Below are 13,933 nucleotides of genomic sequence, written 5' to 3'. Positions count from 1 at the left end.
CGCAGGACCTCCCGTCTAGCTCACCCGGTTGAAATAGTTCGTCCGCATCGCCGGCTTGCCGTCGGGCGTGAAGAACACCACGGTCTCGGTCATCGTCTTGCCGTCCGCCGCGACGGTATAGGTGCGCATCGACGCCGGCACGCCGCCCTTGGCCAGCGCCTGCACCATGACATTGGGCGCCGGCAGCTTCACCGCGGCGGTATCGGCCTCGAGATTGCCCTCCACCGGAAAGGACGTGCCGTCGGGCCAGTAGGTCCCGGTGGCGTGGCTGCGCGACCCGTCCTTGCCCTGAACCTCGACCTGGGTCCGCCACTTGCCGCCGCCGGCATCGCTATAGGTGATCGTCACGCGCTTCGGCCGCGCCTCGGGCGGCATCGGCAGCCGCGACAGATCGACCGCCCAGCTGCCGAGCAGCGGCGACGCGGGCGTCGCCGGGGCGGCGGCCGGGGCCGCCGGCGCGGTGCCGGCGAGCAGAAGGGTTGCCACGATCGCTTTCATATGCTCTCTCCTGTTAGACGGAGGTGATGATACATTGTATCATCACTAGGGACAATGATTTAATCGCGCCGGCGCGATTCATTCGATCGGCAATGTCAGCCCGACCTTGGTCCGTCCCATCACCACCGAGGTGCGGAAGCGCCGCACATTCTCGTCCCCGAAGAACAGCCGCCGGGTGAGCGCCTCGAAATCGGCCATGTCGCGCGTCACGCAGACCAGGGCGAAGTCCGCCTCGCCCGTCACATAATAGCATTGCTGGACATGCGGCTCGCGCAGCGCCTTGCGACGGAATGCGTCGAGCTGGTCGATGCGGTCGCGCTCGAGCTCGACCATCACGATGAAGCTCATCCCGAGCCCGACCGCGAGCGGATCGATCACCGCCACCTCGCGCGCGATCACCCCGCCCTCGCGCAACCGCCGCAGCCGCCGCTGCACCGAGGCCGGCGACAGCCCCGTCTCGTCCGCCAGCGTATTGATCGCGGTACCGCTGTCGGCCTGCAGCAATGACAGCAATCTGCGGTCCTGCACGTCCAGCTCAATTGGCATGATCGATACCAGTCAAATATCTACTCGTTCTGATCCATCCCGATCAAAATTGATCCGAAGCTGCGCGCTCTTGGTATGAATTCGGCATTATCTGCACGCTTGCAGACACGGAGGCAACCATGCTCGACCATCTCGAAATCAAGACGCCGGATCTCGCGCGCACGCTGCATTTCTATGCCACTCTGCTCGCCCCGCTCGGCTATCGGCAGATGGTGGACGACGCCGCCAAGGGCTTCGGGGACGGCGAGCGGCTCGACTTCTTCCTGACCGAGGGCGAAGCTTCGGCGAACGTCCATTTCGCCTTCACCGCGCCCGATCGCCGCGCGGTCGACGCGATCTACGCGATCGGGCGCAAGGCCGGCTTCACGCTCGACCGCGAGCCCGCGCTCGCGCCGCATATCCACCCGAACTATTATGCCGGCTATCTGCGCGATCCCGACGACCGCCTGATCGAGTTCGTCTGCCACGCCCCTATCTGAGGCAGGGGCGTCGGCTCATTCGGTCGGGCAGTCCGTGGCGTCGGCGCCGCGCTTGAGCACGATATTGCCGTATTTCTTCTGGCCCATCAGCGGCTGTCCGTCGCCGCCGGTCTTGCGCGCGCTCAGCGTCGCCTTGGGAATATGCTTTCCCGAGCCGCTGGGCCGCGGCGTGGGGCTTGGCGTCGGCGTTGCCTTGGCGAGCACGCAGGCGTCCTTCGTACCGCTCGATACGCCGGACTGAGTCAGCGCAACGCCCGCGACCGCGGTGCCCGTCGTCGCCATCAAGCCGATCACCAATGCCGTCCGCATCGCATCCTCCCGATTGGCCTCCACCCATGATATCACATTGGATACCCGCCCGCGACGCTTGACCATCGCGCCACGCCGGACGATCCCTCGCTCATGGGGCAATCATTCGCGCATCGCATCCGTGTCGAATCGCACACCGTCTGGCTCGCCGCGCGCGACCCGCGCACGCCGCTGTTCGCCAAGCTCGTCGGCCTGCTGATCGCCGCCTATGCGCTGTCGCCGATCGACCTGATCCCCGATTTCATCCCCATACTGGGGCTGCTCGACGACGCCGTGCTGATCCCGGCCGGCGTGTGGCTGTTCGCGCGCCTCGTCCCGCCCGCGCTGCTCGCCGAACACCGCGCCACCGCGGAAGCCGCCGCGGCGCGCCCGGTGAGCAAATGGGGAATCGCGCTCGTGATCGCGATCTGGGCGCTGATCGCCTTCCTGGCCTTTGAATTCGTGATGCTGAGCTACGACTGACCTCGGTCAGGCGTGCTTGGCGATCCATTCTTCGAGCACCGGGGCGATCTTCGTCCGCCACTTGCTCCCGTTGAAGATGCCGTAATGGCCCACCGCTGGCGCCATATGGTATTTCTTCATCTTGGCCGGCAGCGCGGTGGCGATGGTCAGCGCCGCCTTGGTCTGCCCCAGGCCCGAGATGTCGTCGCGCTCGCCCTCGATCGCGAGCAGCGCGGTGTCGGTGACCGCCGCGGGGTCGACGCGCCGCCCGCGGTGCATCATCTCGCCCTTGGGCAGCGCATGCGCCTGGAACACCACGTCGATCGTCTGGAGGTAGAACTCGGCAGTCATGTCGCACACCGCGCGATACTCGTCATAGAAGCGCATCGTCGATTCCGCGCTCTCGTCGTCGCCCTTGACCAGGTGCTTGAACATCTCCCAGTGCGAGATCATGTGGTTGCCCAGGTTCATCGTCATGAACCCGGCGAGTTGCAGGAAGCCCGGATAGACTCGCCGCCCCGCGCCCGGATAGGTCGCCGGCACCGTCGCGATCACATTCTGTGCGAACCAGGCATGCGGCCGCTCGGTCGCCAGCGTGTTGACCGCGGTCGGCGCCTCGCGCGTGTCGATCGGGCCGCCCATCAGCGTCAGCGTGCGCGGCCGGTTGGGATGCTTGTCCGCGTTCATCAGCGCGACCGCCGCATAGACCGGCACCGAGGGCTGGCACACCGCGAGCACGTGCGGCCGCTGGTCGCCTTCCGCGCCGATCGCCTCGAGGAATTCGATCACATAATCGACATAGTCGTCGAGATCGAAGCGCCCGTCGCTGAGCGGCACCTGCCGCGCGTCGCGCCAGTCGGTGATGTAGACGTCGGCGGTCGGCAGCATCCGCTCGACCGTGCCGCGCAGCAGCGTCGCATAATGGCCGCTCATCGGCGCGACGATCAGCAGCTTGGGGCCGCCCTCGATGCCCTCTCGGACGAATCGCTTGAGCTGACCGAACGGCTTGCGCAGCACGATCTCCTCATGGACCGCGACCGGCTTGCCGTCGATGACGGTCGATTCGAGCCCGAACTCGGGCTTGCCGCGCGGCGCAGCGGCGTGCGCGAACACTTCCAGTGCCGAAGCGAGGATCGGCCCGCCGCCGAAGTAAGCGAAGGGATTTGCCGGATTATTCAGCAGCCCCGCGCCGAAATTCGCCAGCGCGCTCGCGCCGGCCAACATCGAGCGCTGCATTTCGTAAGCATCGTACAACATCGGTCGTTACTGTCCCCGCCCCACGCGTCCCGTCTGACAACGGTGGCAGCGGGTTATAGCGGCCGGATGATGCGGTGCAATGTCCATCCATACCCAATGTTCGAGGTAGGAATGATGTTCCCTTGATCCTCGCTTCCGGCTAGGCGGCGCCATGGCCGAGCCCGAAACGAAGCCCGCGAGTCCCGCCGCGCCCCGCAAGCTGTCCAGCCTCCGCATCGTGTGGCGCTACACCAGCCGCTACCCGCTCCAGCTCGGCCTCGCGATCGTCGCGCTGCTGCTCGCCGCGGGCGCCACCTTGTGGATTCCGCGCACCTTCAAGGAAGTGGTCGACAAGGGCTTTGCCGAGGGTGCCGACCCGTCGCAGATCGGCGCCTATTTCCAGGGCCTGCTGCTGATCGTCGTGGTGCTCGCCTTCGCCACCGCGATGCGCTTCTACTTCGTCTCCTGGCTCGGCGAGCGCACCGTCGCCGACATGCGCGCCGCGGTCCACCGCAACCTACTGCGCCTGCCGCCCAAATGGTTCGAGGAGAACCGCCCGTCGGAGATCGCCAGCCGCCTCACCGCCGACACCGCGGTGGTCGAGCAGATCGTCGGCACCACCGTCTCGGTCGCGTTGCGCAACCTGCTGATCGCGATCGGCGGCACCATCTATCTCTTCGTCCTCGCGCCCAAGATCGCCGCCTATCTGATCGTCGGCCTGCCGATCATCGTCCTGCCCATCATGTGGCTCGGCGGCCGCGTGCGCCGCTTCTCGCGCACCAGCCAGGACCGCGTCGCCGATATCGGCGCGATCGCCTCCGAAACGCTCGGCGCGATGCGCATCGTCCAGGCCTTCGGGCAGGAGAAGCGCGAAGGCGAGCGCTTCCAGACCGCGGTCGACGCCGGCTTCGCCACCGCGCGGAAACGCTTCGCCACCCGCGCGCTGATGACCGCGCTCGTCATCTTCGCGCTGTTCACCGCGATCACCCTGATCATGTGGGACGCGGTCTATGGCGTCGCGGAGGGGCGCATCTCGGGCGGCTCGATCACGGCCTTCGTCATCACCGCCGGCCTCGTCACCGGTGCGTTCGGCGCGCTGACCGAGGTCTATGGCGACCTGCTGCGCGCCTCGGGCGCCGCCAGCCGCCTTGCCGAGCTGCTTGCGCAGGAACCCGACATCGCCCCGCCGGCCGACCCGGTCCCGCTGCCCGTCCCGCCCCAGGGTGCGATCGACTTCGCGAACGTCACCTTCCGCTATCCGACGCGGCCTGAGGTCTCGGCGCTCAACCAGTTCACCCTGTCGGTCGCGCCGGGCGAGACCGTGGCGGTGGTCGGCCCCTCGGGCGCGGGCAAGTCGACACTGTTCCAGCTCGTCCAGCGCTTCTACGATCCCGAGGGCGGCGAGGTGCGCGTCGACGGCGTCCCCGTGCGCCAGGCCGATCCGGGCGAGGTCCGCGCGCGCATGGCGATGGTGCCGCAGGAGACCGTGATCTTCGCCGCCACCGCGCGCGACAATCTGCGCTACGGCGCGTGGGACGCCACCGAGGAAGCGATCTGGCACGCCGCCGAGGCCGCCAACGCCGCCGAATTCCTGCGCGAGCTGCCCGAGGGCCTCGACACCTTTCTCGGCGAGGACGGCGCGCGCCTCTCGGGCGGACAGCGCCAGCGCATCGCCATCGCCCGCGCACTGCTGCGCGACGCCCCGATCCTGCTGCTCGACGAGGCGACCAGCGCGCTCGATGCGGAGAGCGAGCGCCTCGTCCAGGACGCGCTCGAGCATCTGATGCAGGGCCGCACCACCCTCGTCATCGCGCACCGCCTCGCCACCGTTCGTGCGGCCAAGCGCATCATCGTGATGGATGAGGGCCGCATCGTCGAGACCGGCACGCATGCCGAGCTGGTCGCGCAAGGCGGCCTCTACGCCCGCCTCGCCAGCCTGCAGTTCAGCGAGACCGCCTAGAACCTCAGGCTATACGGCCAGAACCTCTGGCGCGTTGCCCGGCCCCGGCACCTCCTGCATATCTCCCCAGGGCCAAGCGGGGATATCCATGAACCAGCATCTGTCGCGCCGGCAGCTCATCGGCGGCGCCTTGGCGACCGGCCTCGCCAGCCGCGCTTCAGCCGCCCCGACGCCCGACACCCTGTTTCGCGAGGTCTTGCTGGTCGACGGCACCGGTGCCCCGCCGCGCCCCGCCGACGTGCTCGTCACCGGCGACCGGATCACGCGGATCGCCACCCCCGGCGAGCGCATCCGCGTCACCGGCGCGCGCATCGTCGCCGGCGAGGGCCGCGTCCTCGCCCCCGGCTTCATCGACACGCACACGCACGGCGACCCGCTCAGGGAATCCTATGACGGCTTCCTTGCCATGGGCGTCACCACGATCACGCTCGGCGTCGACGGCAGCGGCCCGCGGCTCAAGGGCGATCTCGACCTGCGCGGCTGGATGCGCGCCGCCGATCGCGCCCCGCTCGACGTCAACGTCGCCACGCTCGCCAGCCACGGCACGCTGCGCCGCGCGGCCAAGATCCCCGACGCGGTGCACCGCCCCGGCCCCGCCGCGCTGGCCCGGCTCGAGACCCAGCTCGACGCGGAGCTGCGCGCCGGCGCCTTCGGCCTCTCCTTCGGCCTCGAATATGTCCCCGGCATCTATTCGGAGACCGCCGAGCTCGCCGCGCTCGGCCGAGTCGTCGCGCGCCATGGCGGCGTCGCGATGAGCCATATGCGTTCGGAGAATGACGGCGAGATCGATGCGTCGATCGACGAGCTCATCGCCTCCGCCGGCCCCGCGCGCCCGCACATCTCGCACCTCAAGGTCGTGTTCGGCAAGGGCGAGGCCCGCGCCCGCGCGCTGCTAGACGTCCTCGCCGCCAAGCGCCGCGCCGGGATCGACCTCACCGCCGACGCCTATCCCTATAATGCCGGCTTCACCGGCATCGCGATCCTGTTCCCGCAATGGGCCCTCCCGCCGACCGATTACGCCGCCGTCCTCGCCACCCGCCGCGCCGAGCTGCGCGACTATCTCGAGAAGCGCATGATCCGCCGCGGCGGGCCGGAGATGCTGCTGCTCGGCACCGGGAAATATGCCGGCAAGACCGTGGCGCAGGCATCAGGGGACGCAGGCCTCGCCTTCCCCGATTTCCTCATCCAGCTCGGCCCCGAGGGCGGGTCGGGCGCGCATTTCACGATGGACCAGCCGCTGCAGGACGTGCTGCTGCTCGATCCGCTGGTGGCGATCTCGACCGACGGCGGCCCGACCATGCGGCACCCGCGCTCGACCGGCACCTACGCCAGGCTGATCGAGGACTATGTCGTCAAGGCGAAGCGCATCCCAGTCGAGGAAGCGGTGCGCAAGGCGACCAGCTTCCCCGCCCGCATCCTGCGCCTGCCCGACCGCGGCACGATCCGCCCGGGCGCCAAGGCTGACCTGATCCTGTTCGATCCCGCCAGGGTCCGCGCGCGCTCGACCTATCTCGACCCCTTCGCCCGTGCCGAGGGGTTCGACCTGGTGATGGTCAATGGCCAGCCCGCGTTCGAGCGCGGCCAGCGCGTCGGCCGCCCCGGCCGCCTGCTGCGCGCAGCGGCTACGGGCTGACGACTAGCCACGGTAGAGCATATAGGCGAGGCAGGCGAGCACCACCGCGAGCGCGATCGCCACATAGGTCTTGGGATCGCGCCGCCGGGGTTCCCGCCCCATGCGGTCGAGGTCGAACCAGTAACAGGCCGGCTGCGCCTCGCGGATCACACCCGCGGCACGCAGCTGCTCGAACGCCTTGCGCTCGACGGGGCTCGGCGGCGCATATTCGATCGCGTCGCGCGGCGTCACCGCCCGATGATCGGCAAAGTGCCGCTGGACCCGGTATTGCGCCAGATCCGAGGGTCCGGCTCCATTTGAAATGCGCATCGTTTCCCGCCGCTGAAGGCGCAGATAGTCGGAGCCTGCCCGCCCGGTTTCAAGAGCGGGGGTGAAGCGATCGCTCCGGCACCTACATAGATGGCATGCCCGACACGACCGACCTGTTCGGCACCTCGATCCTGCCCGGCCTTGAGACGCGCGATGCCATCGTCGACCCGGCCGAGGAATCGGAGCTTGTCGCCCGCATCGACGCCGCGAACCTCGAACCCTTCCGCTTCCAGGGTTGGCTCGGCAAGCGGCTGACCCGCTCGTTCGGCTGGACCTATGATTTCGACCGCGGCAGCTTCGCGCCGTCCGAGCCCTTTCCCGCCTGGCTGGGCCCGCTGCGCCGCCGCGCCGCGTCCTTCGCCGGGCTCGATCCCGACGCGCTCGTCCAGGCGCTGCTTATCCGCTACGATCCCGGCGCCGGGATCGGCTGGCACCGCGACCGGCCGGTATTCGAGCATGTCGTCGGCATCTCGCTCGGCCATGAGGCGGTGATGCGCTTCCGCCGCCGCGCCGGCGCCCGGTTCGAGCGCCGCCAGATTCCGCTCCCGCCACGCTCGATCTACCACCTCTCGGGCGAGGCGCGGAACGCATGGGAGCACAGCATCGCCCCGATGGAGGTGCCGCGCTGGTCGATCACCTTCCGCAGCTTGCGCTAGCGCCCCTAGCGCTTCGGCTTGTCCGCCAGTTCGATCCACACCGGCGCATGATCGCTGGTCTTCTCCCAGCCGCGCACATGACGGTCGACCTGGGCATCGACCAGCCGCTTCGCCAGCGGCTTGCTCAACAACAGATGGTCGATCCTGAGGCCCGCGTTGCGCGCATAGGCGTTCCGGAAATAGTCCCAGAAGGTGTAGATCGTCTCGCCCGGATACAGCGTGCGCAGCGCGTCGGTCCAGCCCTGGTCGAGCAACCGGAAATAGGCGGCCTTCACCTCCGGCGCGAACAGCGCGTCGTCCAGCCAGCGCTCGGGCTTGTAGACGTCGAGGTCGGTCGGCATCACGTTGAAGTCGCCTGCGAGCATCACCGGCGCGCCCGACGCCAGCAACTCCCCCGCATGCGCGATCAGCCGCTCGAACCAGCGCAGCTTGTAGTCGAACTTGGGCCCGGGCCGCGGATTGCCGTTGGGGAGGTAGAGCCCGCCGATCAGGATGCCGTTCACCGCCGCTTCGATATAGCGGCTGTGGCTGTCGTCGGGGTCGCCCGGCAGCCCGCGCCGAGTCTCATGGATCTCGCCGACCCGGCTCAGGATCGCGACGCCGTTCCAGCTCTTCTGCCCGTGCCAGATCGCGTCATAGCCAAGGTCGCGGATCGCCGCCTCGGGGAACTTCTCGTCCGGCGCCTTGAGCTCCTGCAGGCAGACGATGTCCGGCTCCGCCTCGGCCAGCCAGCGCAGCAGCACCGGCAGCCGGCCGTTAACCCCGTTCACATTGTAGGTGGCGATCTTCATATGCCCGACAAGCGAGCGAGCCGCCGACTCGTTCCGCGTTGATCGCGCAGCTTTGCCCCGCCCAAGAATCGCCCATTCCCTCCGCACCGGCAAGGCGGCTAGAGCGGCCGCCCCAGCCCATCCACCCATCGACGGACATGCGCTTCTTCAACCCCCTGCTCGCCGGCGCGCGCTTCGCCGATCGTCTCGTCGCCTGCCTCGGCGCGACGATCTGTATCGCGCTCACCATGTTCGTCTGCGCGCAGCTCGAGCTCACCGCGGCGGACCTGCCGCTGATCGTCGCGCCGATGGGCGCTTCGGCGGTGCTGATCTTCGCGGTCCCGGCAAGCCCGCTCGCCCAGCCCTGGCCGGTGGTCGGCGGCAACACCATCTCGGCGCTGGTCGGGGTCGTGGTGTTCCAGCACGTCGCCGATCCGATGATCGCCGCCGGCCTCGCGGTCGGGCTCGCGATCCTGCTCATGTCGCTGTGCCGCTGCCTGCACCCGCCGGGCGGCGCTGCCGCGCTCACCGTCGTGATCGGCAGCCACGGCGTCCACGCCGCGGGCTATGCCTTCGCCTTCGCCCCGGTCGCGCTCAACTCGATCGCATTGGTCGCGCTGGCGATGTTCTTCCACCGCATGTCGGGTCACAGCTATCCGCACGTTCCCGTGCCGCTGCCGATGCCGCCCGAGGCGGTGGGCTTGCATCTCGAGGATATCGACAACGCCCTCGCCGAGCTGCCCGACAGTTTCGACATCAGCCGCGAGGATCTCGACGTGCTGCTGTCCAAGGCCGAGGCGCATGCCCTCGCCCGCCGCCGGAAACGCTGACCTCTTGCAAAGTCGGAGTGCGTCTGCTCCGCTGGCAGCAGTCGCGGTATGGTTCCGGGTCCACCTCCCCTTGCAGGCGTAGAGGGGTGACTTTTGTGACCTTTGGAACCTGCGGTATGGCGATGGCGGGAGAGGAATAATGGCACGCGAGCTTGATCTGATCGTCTATGGCGCGACCGGCTTCACCGGCCGCCTCGTCGCCGAATATCTCGTCCAGCGCTACGGCGACGGCGGCGTCAAATGGGCGATGGCCGGCCGCTCGCTGACCAAGCTCGAGGCAGTACGCGACGAGATCGGCGCGCCCGCCGACACGCCGCTGCTCACCGCCAATGCCGACGACCCCGCCGCCCTGCGCGCGATGACGGCGCGGGCGCGCGTCGTCATCTCCACCGTCGGCCCCTACCAGCTCTATGGCAGCGACCTCGTCGCCGCCTGTGTCGAGACCGGCACCGGCTATGTCGACCTGTGCGGCGAGCCCAACTGGATGCACGACATGATCGCGCAGCACGACGCCGCGGCCAAGGCGAGCGGCGCGTGCATCGTCTTCTCCGGCGGCTTCGATTCGATCCCGTTCGACTTCGGCGTGTGGACCGTCCAGCAGGCCGCGAAGGAGCGCTTCGGCCGCCCCGCCCCGCGCGTGAAGGGCCGCGTGCGCAAGATGCAGGGCACGTTCTCGGGCGGCACCTTCGCCAGCGGCAAGGCGACCGCCGCCGCGGCGGCGAAGAACCCGGCGGTGCTCAAGACCCTGCTCGATCCCTTCGCGCTCACCCCGGGTTTCACCGGCCCCGATCAGCCCAAGGGGATCATCCCCGAATATGACGAGGCGGTCGGCGGCTGGGTCGCCCCCTTCATGATGGCGGTGATCAACACCAAGAACATCCACCGCACCAACTTCCTCGCCGGCCACCCCTACGGCACCGACTTCCGCTACGACGAGATGATGATCGCCCCCGGCCTCGGCGAGCTGGGCAAGGCCGCGGCCGAAGCGATCGCCAAGATGAACCCGATGACCTCGGACAAGGGCCCCGCCCCCGGCGAGGGCCCGTCGAAGCAAGAGCGAGAGGCCGGCTTCTACGAGATCGACTTCATCGCCGAGATGCCCTCGGGCGAGCGCCTCACCGCCACCGTCACCGGCGACCGCGACCCGGGCTATGGCTCGACCTGCAAGATCATCACCGAAGCCGCGCTCTGCCTGCTCCGCGATATCGAGCCCAAGGGCGGTATCTGGACCCCCGCCGCGCTGATGGCGGAACCGTTGAAGGCCCGGCTCGAGGCCAATGCCGGGCTGACGTTCAGCGTGCGCTGACGCGTCAGCCAACGAACGGCAACGGCGCGTCGCTGTAGAAGGACATCGCCACCACGGCGAGCAGTACCGACACGACGATCGCCACCGGTACCAGCTTGCGCCGCCGCCGCTCGACCGCCGCCTCATAGGCACGCAAGTCCAGCCAGTAGTAGGCGTGCCCCTCCTTGCGGATCAGCCGCTCGGCGAGCAGGCGATCGAACGCTGCCTTCAGCTCCACGGGCGGTGTGTAGAGGATCGTGTCGTACGGCGTGACCGCATGCTGTGCGCAGAAGTGATCCACCACCTTGCGCCGCGCCCGCCCGGTCGAGGTGATTGCGACTGACTCGACTGCCATACCCCCAACCTCCCCGTCACCCCGGCCTCGTGCCGGGTCCACCGCGAACTACGCGTTGCGTTCCTGGCTCTTGCCCATCGCTTGCCGCACCGTGGACCCTGGAACAAGTCCGGGGTGACGAAAGCACTTAGCGCTTCTTCCCCTGGTGCTTGATGTTCCCCGGCCGCCCGCGCCGCTTGAGCACGCGCGGCGGCCCCGGCTTGCGCGGCCGCCCACCCTCGGGGCTTGGCCCCGATCCGCTGCCCTTGCCGTCGGGCAGCTCGAAACGCAGCGCCCCCGACACCGGGTTCGCCTCGACCAGCTTGAGCTTGAGCCGCTGCCCCAGCGCGAATTCTGCCCCGGTCTCCTCGCCGACCAGCTTCTGCGCCGCCTCGTCATAGCGGAAATATTCCCGCCCCAGGTCGCGCGCCGGCACTAGGCCATCGCCGCCGACACCGTCGACCGTCGCGAAGAAGCCGAAATTCTGCACCCCGGTGATCCGCGCCTCCATCACCTCGCCGACATGCGCCGAGAGATAGGCGGCGACATAGCGGTCGATCGTCTCGCGCTCGGCCTCCATCGCGCGCCGCTCGAGCTGGCTGATGACCTCACCGGTCTTCTCCATCTCGGGATCGGTCGGCAGCTCGCCGCCCGGCCCGAGCTTGTTCGATTCGACCAGCGCGCGGTGCACCACCAGGTCGGCATAGCGTCGGATCGGCGAGGTGAAGTGCGCATAGCTGCCCAGCGCCAGCCCGAAATGCCCGGCATTCTGCGGCCCGTAATAGGCCTGGGTCTGGGTGCGCAGCACCTGAGTCATCACCTCGGCGCGGAACTCGGCCTCGCCCACCCGCTCGAGCACATGGTTGAAGGTCGCGGGCCGGATCACCTGCCCCAGCGCGAACTCGACGTCGAGCGTCTTGAGATATTCCTTGAGCGCGACCAGCTTCTCGCGGCTCGGCGGCTCGTGGACGCGGTACATCACCGGTGCCTTGCGGCCCTCCAGCGCCTTGGCCGCGGCGACGTTCGCCGCGATCATGTAATCCTCGATCAGCTTGTGCGCGTCGAGCCGCTCGCGCGGCGCGACCGAGAGGATGCGCCCCTTCTCGTCGAGCACGATGCGCCGCTCGGGCAAGTCGAGATCGAGCGGCTCGCGCTTCTCACGCGCCTTGTTGAGCGCGCGCCAGCACGCCCAGAGCGGCCGCAGCGTCGAATCGACCAGCGCCGGATCGACCCCGGCCAGCTCCTCCGCGCTCATCCCGCAGGGCGAGGAGGCGACATCGACCTTCTCCCCCGCCGCATCGATCGCCGCCTGCGCATCCTCATAGGCGATGTTCGCCGCGAGCTTCACCACCGCGCGGCTGAACCGCCACGACTTGAGCTCGCCCTTCGCCGAGATCTGCAGATGGCACGCCATCGCCGCGCGATCGACGCCTTCCTTGAGCGAGCACACGTCCGCCGACAGTATTTCGGGCAGCATCGGCACCACCCGGTCCGGGAAGTACACTGAGTTCCCCCGCTTGCGCGCCTCGCGGTCGAGCAGCGAGCCTGGGCGGACGTAGAAGCTCACGTCCGCAATCGCGACGATCACCTTCCACCCGCCCTCGTTCTTGGGATCGTCGTCGGGCGCCGCCCATACCGCGTCGTCATGGTCGCGCGCATCGGACGGGTCGATCGCCACGATCGGGATGTCGCGCAGATCCTCGCGCCCACCTCCTGTTGGCGTCAAGCCAACAGGCTTGACGGGGCCCAGGTCCTGCTTCGCCACCCGCTCGGCCTCGTCGAGCAGTTCGTCCGAGAACACATTGGGAATGCTGTGCCGGTGGATCGCGATCAGGCTGAAGCTGCGCGGGGCGAAGGGATCGCCCAGCACCTCGATCACCTTGGCGAAGATGCGCGGGCCGCGCCCGCTCTTCTCCGCCAGCACTAGGTCGCCCGGCTCGGCGCCGTTGCGCTCGGAGATGACGTAGCTGTTGCGCTCCTTCTTCTCGACGCCCTGGAGGTAGAGCCGTCCGCCCTCCTCCTTGACCACGCCCAGCATCGCCTCCTCGCCCTTGGCGAGCTTCTTCATCGGATGCGCGATCCAGCCCTTGCCGGCTTCCTCGGTGCGCGCGAGGATGCGGTCGCCCACGCCGAGCGCGCCGCTGCGGCTCCGCTCGCGCACGCGCAGCCGCGGCACGGGCACGCCTTCGGCCTCCCAGCGCTCGGGCACCGCCCAGACGGTATCGCCATCGGCGTCGGTCACGCGCAGCACGGTCACCTTGGGCACGCCGCCCATCTTGTGGAAGGCGCGGCCGGGGGCGCTGTCGATCAGCCCCTCGTCGGCCATGTCGCGCAGCAGCGCCTTGAGCGCGATCTTCTCCTGCCCGGCAAGGCCGAAGGCGCGCGCGATCTCGCGCTTGCCCGCGGGCTGGTCCGACGATGTGATGAAATCGAGAATCTGTTGCCGCGTCGGCATGCCGGGCGCGGGCTTCTTCGTTTTGTTCTGTTTTGCCATTGGCCCTGAATATAGGGACGAGGAGACAAATTCCCAACACTCGCCTTCTTCGTCATCCCCGCGCAGGCGGGGATCCATTCTGGCTGGCCTTTCGATAGAACCGCGACGGCAGCTGTAATGGATTCCCGCCTGCGCGGGAATGACGTAGGTCTG

General features: G+C 68.6%; 15 protein-coding genes. 7 read left to right on the top strand and 8 right to left on the bottom strand.

Annotated features, from left to right (window positions below; all coding sequences use genetic code 11):
* Positions 1 to 15: 15 nt before the first annotated feature.
* Both ACO227_RS10460 and ACO227_RS10455 read right to left on the bottom strand, forming a co-directional pair.
* Complete coding sequence (locus ACO227_RS10460; protein ID WP_423601787.1) at positions 16 to 498, bottom strand: hypothetical protein; 483 nt, start codon at positions 496 to 498, stop codon at positions 16 to 18.
* Between the two features lie 78 nt (positions 499 to 576).
* Positions 577 to 1,044, bottom strand: coding sequence for an Lrp/AsnC family transcriptional regulator (locus tag ACO227_RS10455; RefSeq protein ID WP_423601786.1), 468 nt, complete (start codon positions 1,042 to 1,044; stop codon positions 577 to 579).
* 119 nt (positions 1,045 to 1,163) lie between these two features.
* Between ACO227_RS10455 and ACO227_RS10450 the strand changes: the two genes are divergently transcribed.
* Positions 1,164 to 1,523, top strand: coding sequence for a VOC family protein (locus ACO227_RS10450; RefSeq protein WP_423601785.1), 360 nt, complete (start codon positions 1,164 to 1,166; stop codon positions 1,521 to 1,523).
* Positions 1,524 to 1,538: 15 nt separating this feature from the next.
* On the opposite strand, the gene ACO227_RS10445 is transcribed toward ACO227_RS10450, so the two are convergent.
* On the bottom strand, positions 1,539 to 1,832 hold the full coding sequence (locus tag ACO227_RS10445) for a hypothetical protein (RefSeq protein WP_423601784.1): 294 nt from the start codon (positions 1,830 to 1,832) through the stop codon (positions 1,539 to 1,541).
* Positions 1,833 to 1,925: 93 nt separating this feature from the next.
* Between ACO227_RS10445 and ACO227_RS10440 the strand changes: the two genes are divergently transcribed.
* Positions 1,926 to 2,294, top strand: a complete 369-nt coding sequence (locus ACO227_RS10440; protein WP_423601783.1) for a YkvA family protein — start codon at positions 1,926 to 1,928, stop codon at positions 2,292 to 2,294.
* A 6-nt stretch (positions 2,295 to 2,300) separates the two neighbouring features.
* On the opposite strand, the gene ACO227_RS10435 is transcribed toward ACO227_RS10440, so the two are convergent.
* Positions 2,301 to 3,530 (bottom strand): polyhydroxyalkanoate depolymerase, encoded by a 1,230-nt coding sequence (locus tag ACO227_RS10435; RefSeq protein WP_423601782.1) that lies wholly within the window; start codon positions 3,528 to 3,530, stop codon positions 2,301 to 2,303.
* A 151-nt stretch (positions 3,531 to 3,681) separates the two neighbouring features.
* Between ACO227_RS10435 and ACO227_RS10430 the strand changes: the two genes are divergently transcribed.
* Both ACO227_RS10430 and ACO227_RS10425 read left to right on the top strand, forming a co-directional pair.
* Positions 3,682 to 5,469 carry an ABC transporter transmembrane domain-containing protein gene (locus ACO227_RS10430; protein ID WP_423601781.1) on the top strand — a complete coding sequence of 596 codons (1,788 nt, stop codon included), beginning with the start codon at positions 3,682 to 3,684 and terminating at the stop codon, positions 5,467 to 5,469.
* A gap of 88 nt (positions 5,470 to 5,557) precedes the next feature.
* Entirely contained in the window at positions 5,558 to 7,102 is a 1,545-nt protein-coding gene (locus ACO227_RS10425; RefSeq protein ID WP_423601780.1) for an N-acyl-D-amino-acid deacylase family protein, read from the top strand.
* 3 nt (positions 7,103 to 7,105) lie between these two features.
* Here the strand turns inward: ACO227_RS10425 and ACO227_RS10420 are convergent, their stop codons facing one another.
* On the bottom strand, positions 7,106 to 7,333 hold the full coding sequence (locus ACO227_RS10420; protein WP_423601779.1) for a hypothetical protein: 228 nt from the start codon (positions 7,331 to 7,333) through the stop codon (positions 7,106 to 7,108).
* Positions 7,334 to 7,506: 173 nt separating this feature from the next.
* Here ACO227_RS10420 and ACO227_RS10415 point away from each other — a divergent pair, with 173 nt between their 5' ends.
* Positions 7,507 to 8,067 carry an alpha-ketoglutarate-dependent dioxygenase AlkB gene (locus ACO227_RS10415; protein ID WP_423601778.1) on the top strand — a complete coding sequence of 187 codons (561 nt, stop codon included), beginning with the start codon at positions 7,507 to 7,509 and terminating at the stop codon, positions 8,065 to 8,067.
* A 5-nt stretch (positions 8,068 to 8,072) separates the two neighbouring features.
* On the opposite strand, the gene xth is transcribed toward ACO227_RS10415, so the two are convergent.
* Positions 8,073 to 8,858 carry an exodeoxyribonuclease III gene (gene xth, locus ACO227_RS10410; protein WP_423601777.1) on the bottom strand — a complete coding sequence of 262 codons (786 nt, stop codon included), beginning with the start codon at positions 8,856 to 8,858 and terminating at the stop codon, positions 8,073 to 8,075.
* A gap of 137 nt (positions 8,859 to 8,995) precedes the next feature.
* Here xth and ACO227_RS10405 point away from each other — a divergent pair, with 137 nt between their 5' ends.
* Both ACO227_RS10405 and ACO227_RS10400 read left to right on the top strand, forming a co-directional pair.
* The gene (locus ACO227_RS10405; RefSeq protein WP_423601776.1) at positions 8,996 to 9,667 is read left to right on the top strand and encodes an HPP family protein; all 672 of its coding nucleotides are present in this window, start codon (positions 8,996 to 8,998) and stop codon (positions 9,665 to 9,667) included.
* Between the two features lie 139 nt (positions 9,668 to 9,806).
* Positions 9,807 to 10,973 (top strand): saccharopine dehydrogenase family protein, encoded by a 1,167-nt coding sequence (locus ACO227_RS10400; protein WP_423601775.1) that lies wholly within the window; start codon positions 9,807 to 9,809, stop codon positions 10,971 to 10,973.
* A 4-nt stretch (positions 10,974 to 10,977) separates the two neighbouring features.
* Here the strand turns inward: ACO227_RS10400 and ACO227_RS10395 are convergent, their stop codons facing one another.
* Together ACO227_RS10395 and rnr are read right to left on the bottom strand one after the other, a co-directional pair.
* On the bottom strand, positions 10,978 to 11,307 hold the full coding sequence (locus ACO227_RS10395) for a hypothetical protein (protein WP_423601774.1): 330 nt from the start codon (positions 11,305 to 11,307) through the stop codon (positions 10,978 to 10,980).
* A 127-nt stretch (positions 11,308 to 11,434) separates the two neighbouring features.
* The gene (rnr, locus tag ACO227_RS10390; protein WP_423601773.1) at positions 11,435 to 13,741 is read right to left on the bottom strand and encodes a ribonuclease R; all 2,307 of its coding nucleotides are present in this window, start codon (positions 13,739 to 13,741) and stop codon (positions 11,435 to 11,437) included.
* Positions 13,742 to 13,933: the final 192 nt, after the last annotated feature.

Source organism: Sphingomonas sp. MS122 (genome assembly GCF_049532975.1).
Taxonomy (GTDB): domain Bacteria; phylum Pseudomonadota; class Alphaproteobacteria; order Sphingomonadales; family Sphingomonadaceae; genus Sphingomonas.
This window is presented reverse-complemented; position numbering and strand designations above follow the sequence as displayed.

Excerpts from the sequence above, each read along its gene's own strand:
- ACO227_RS10415 (WP_423601778.1), top strand. The coding sequence starts at position 7,507 with ATGCCCGACACGACCGACCTGTTCGGCACCTCGATCCTGCCCGGCCTT.
- ACO227_RS10440 (WP_423601783.1), top strand. The coding sequence starts at position 1,926 with ATGGGGCAATCATTCGCGCATCGCATCCGTGTCGAATCGCACACCGTC.
- ACO227_RS10430 (WP_423601781.1), top strand. The coding sequence starts at position 3,682 with ATGGCCGAGCCCGAAACGAAGCCCGCGAGTCCCGCCGCGCCCCGCAAG.
- ACO227_RS10425 (WP_423601780.1), top strand. The coding sequence starts at position 5,558 with ATGAACCAGCATCTGTCGCGCCGGCAGCTCATCGGCGGCGCCTTGGCG.
- ACO227_RS10445 (WP_423601784.1), bottom strand. The coding sequence starts at position 1,832 with ATGCGGACGGCATTGGTGATCGGCTTGATGGCGACGACGGGCACCGCG.
- ACO227_RS10395 (WP_423601774.1), bottom strand. The coding sequence starts at position 11,307 with ATGGCAGTCGAGTCAGTCGCAATCACCTCGACCGGGCGGGCGCGGCGC.
- ACO227_RS10450 (WP_423601785.1), top strand. The coding sequence starts at position 1,164 with ATGCTCGACCATCTCGAAATCAAGACGCCGGATCTCGCGCGCACGCTG.
- ACO227_RS10460 (WP_423601787.1), bottom strand. The coding sequence starts at position 498 with ATGAAAGCGATCGTGGCAACCCTTCTGCTCGCCGGCACCGCGCCGGCG.
- rnr (WP_423601773.1), bottom strand. The coding sequence starts at position 13,741 with ATGCCGACGCGGCAACAGATTCTCGATTTCATCACATCGTCGGACCAG.
- ACO227_RS10405 (WP_423601776.1), top strand. The coding sequence starts at position 8,996 with ATGCGCTTCTTCAACCCCCTGCTCGCCGGCGCGCGCTTCGCCGATCGT.
- ACO227_RS10455 (WP_423601786.1), bottom strand. The coding sequence starts at position 1,044 with ATGCCAATTGAGCTGGACGTGCAGGACCGCAGATTGCTGTCATTGCTG.
- ACO227_RS10400 (WP_423601775.1), top strand. The coding sequence starts at position 9,807 with ATGGCACGCGAGCTTGATCTGATCGTCTATGGCGCGACCGGCTTCACC.
- xth (WP_423601777.1), bottom strand. The coding sequence starts at position 8,858 with ATGAAGATCGCCACCTACAATGTGAACGGGGTTAACGGCCGGCTGCCG.
- ACO227_RS10435 (WP_423601782.1), bottom strand. The coding sequence starts at position 3,530 with ATGTTGTACGATGCTTACGAAATGCAGCGCTCGATGTTGGCCGGCGCG.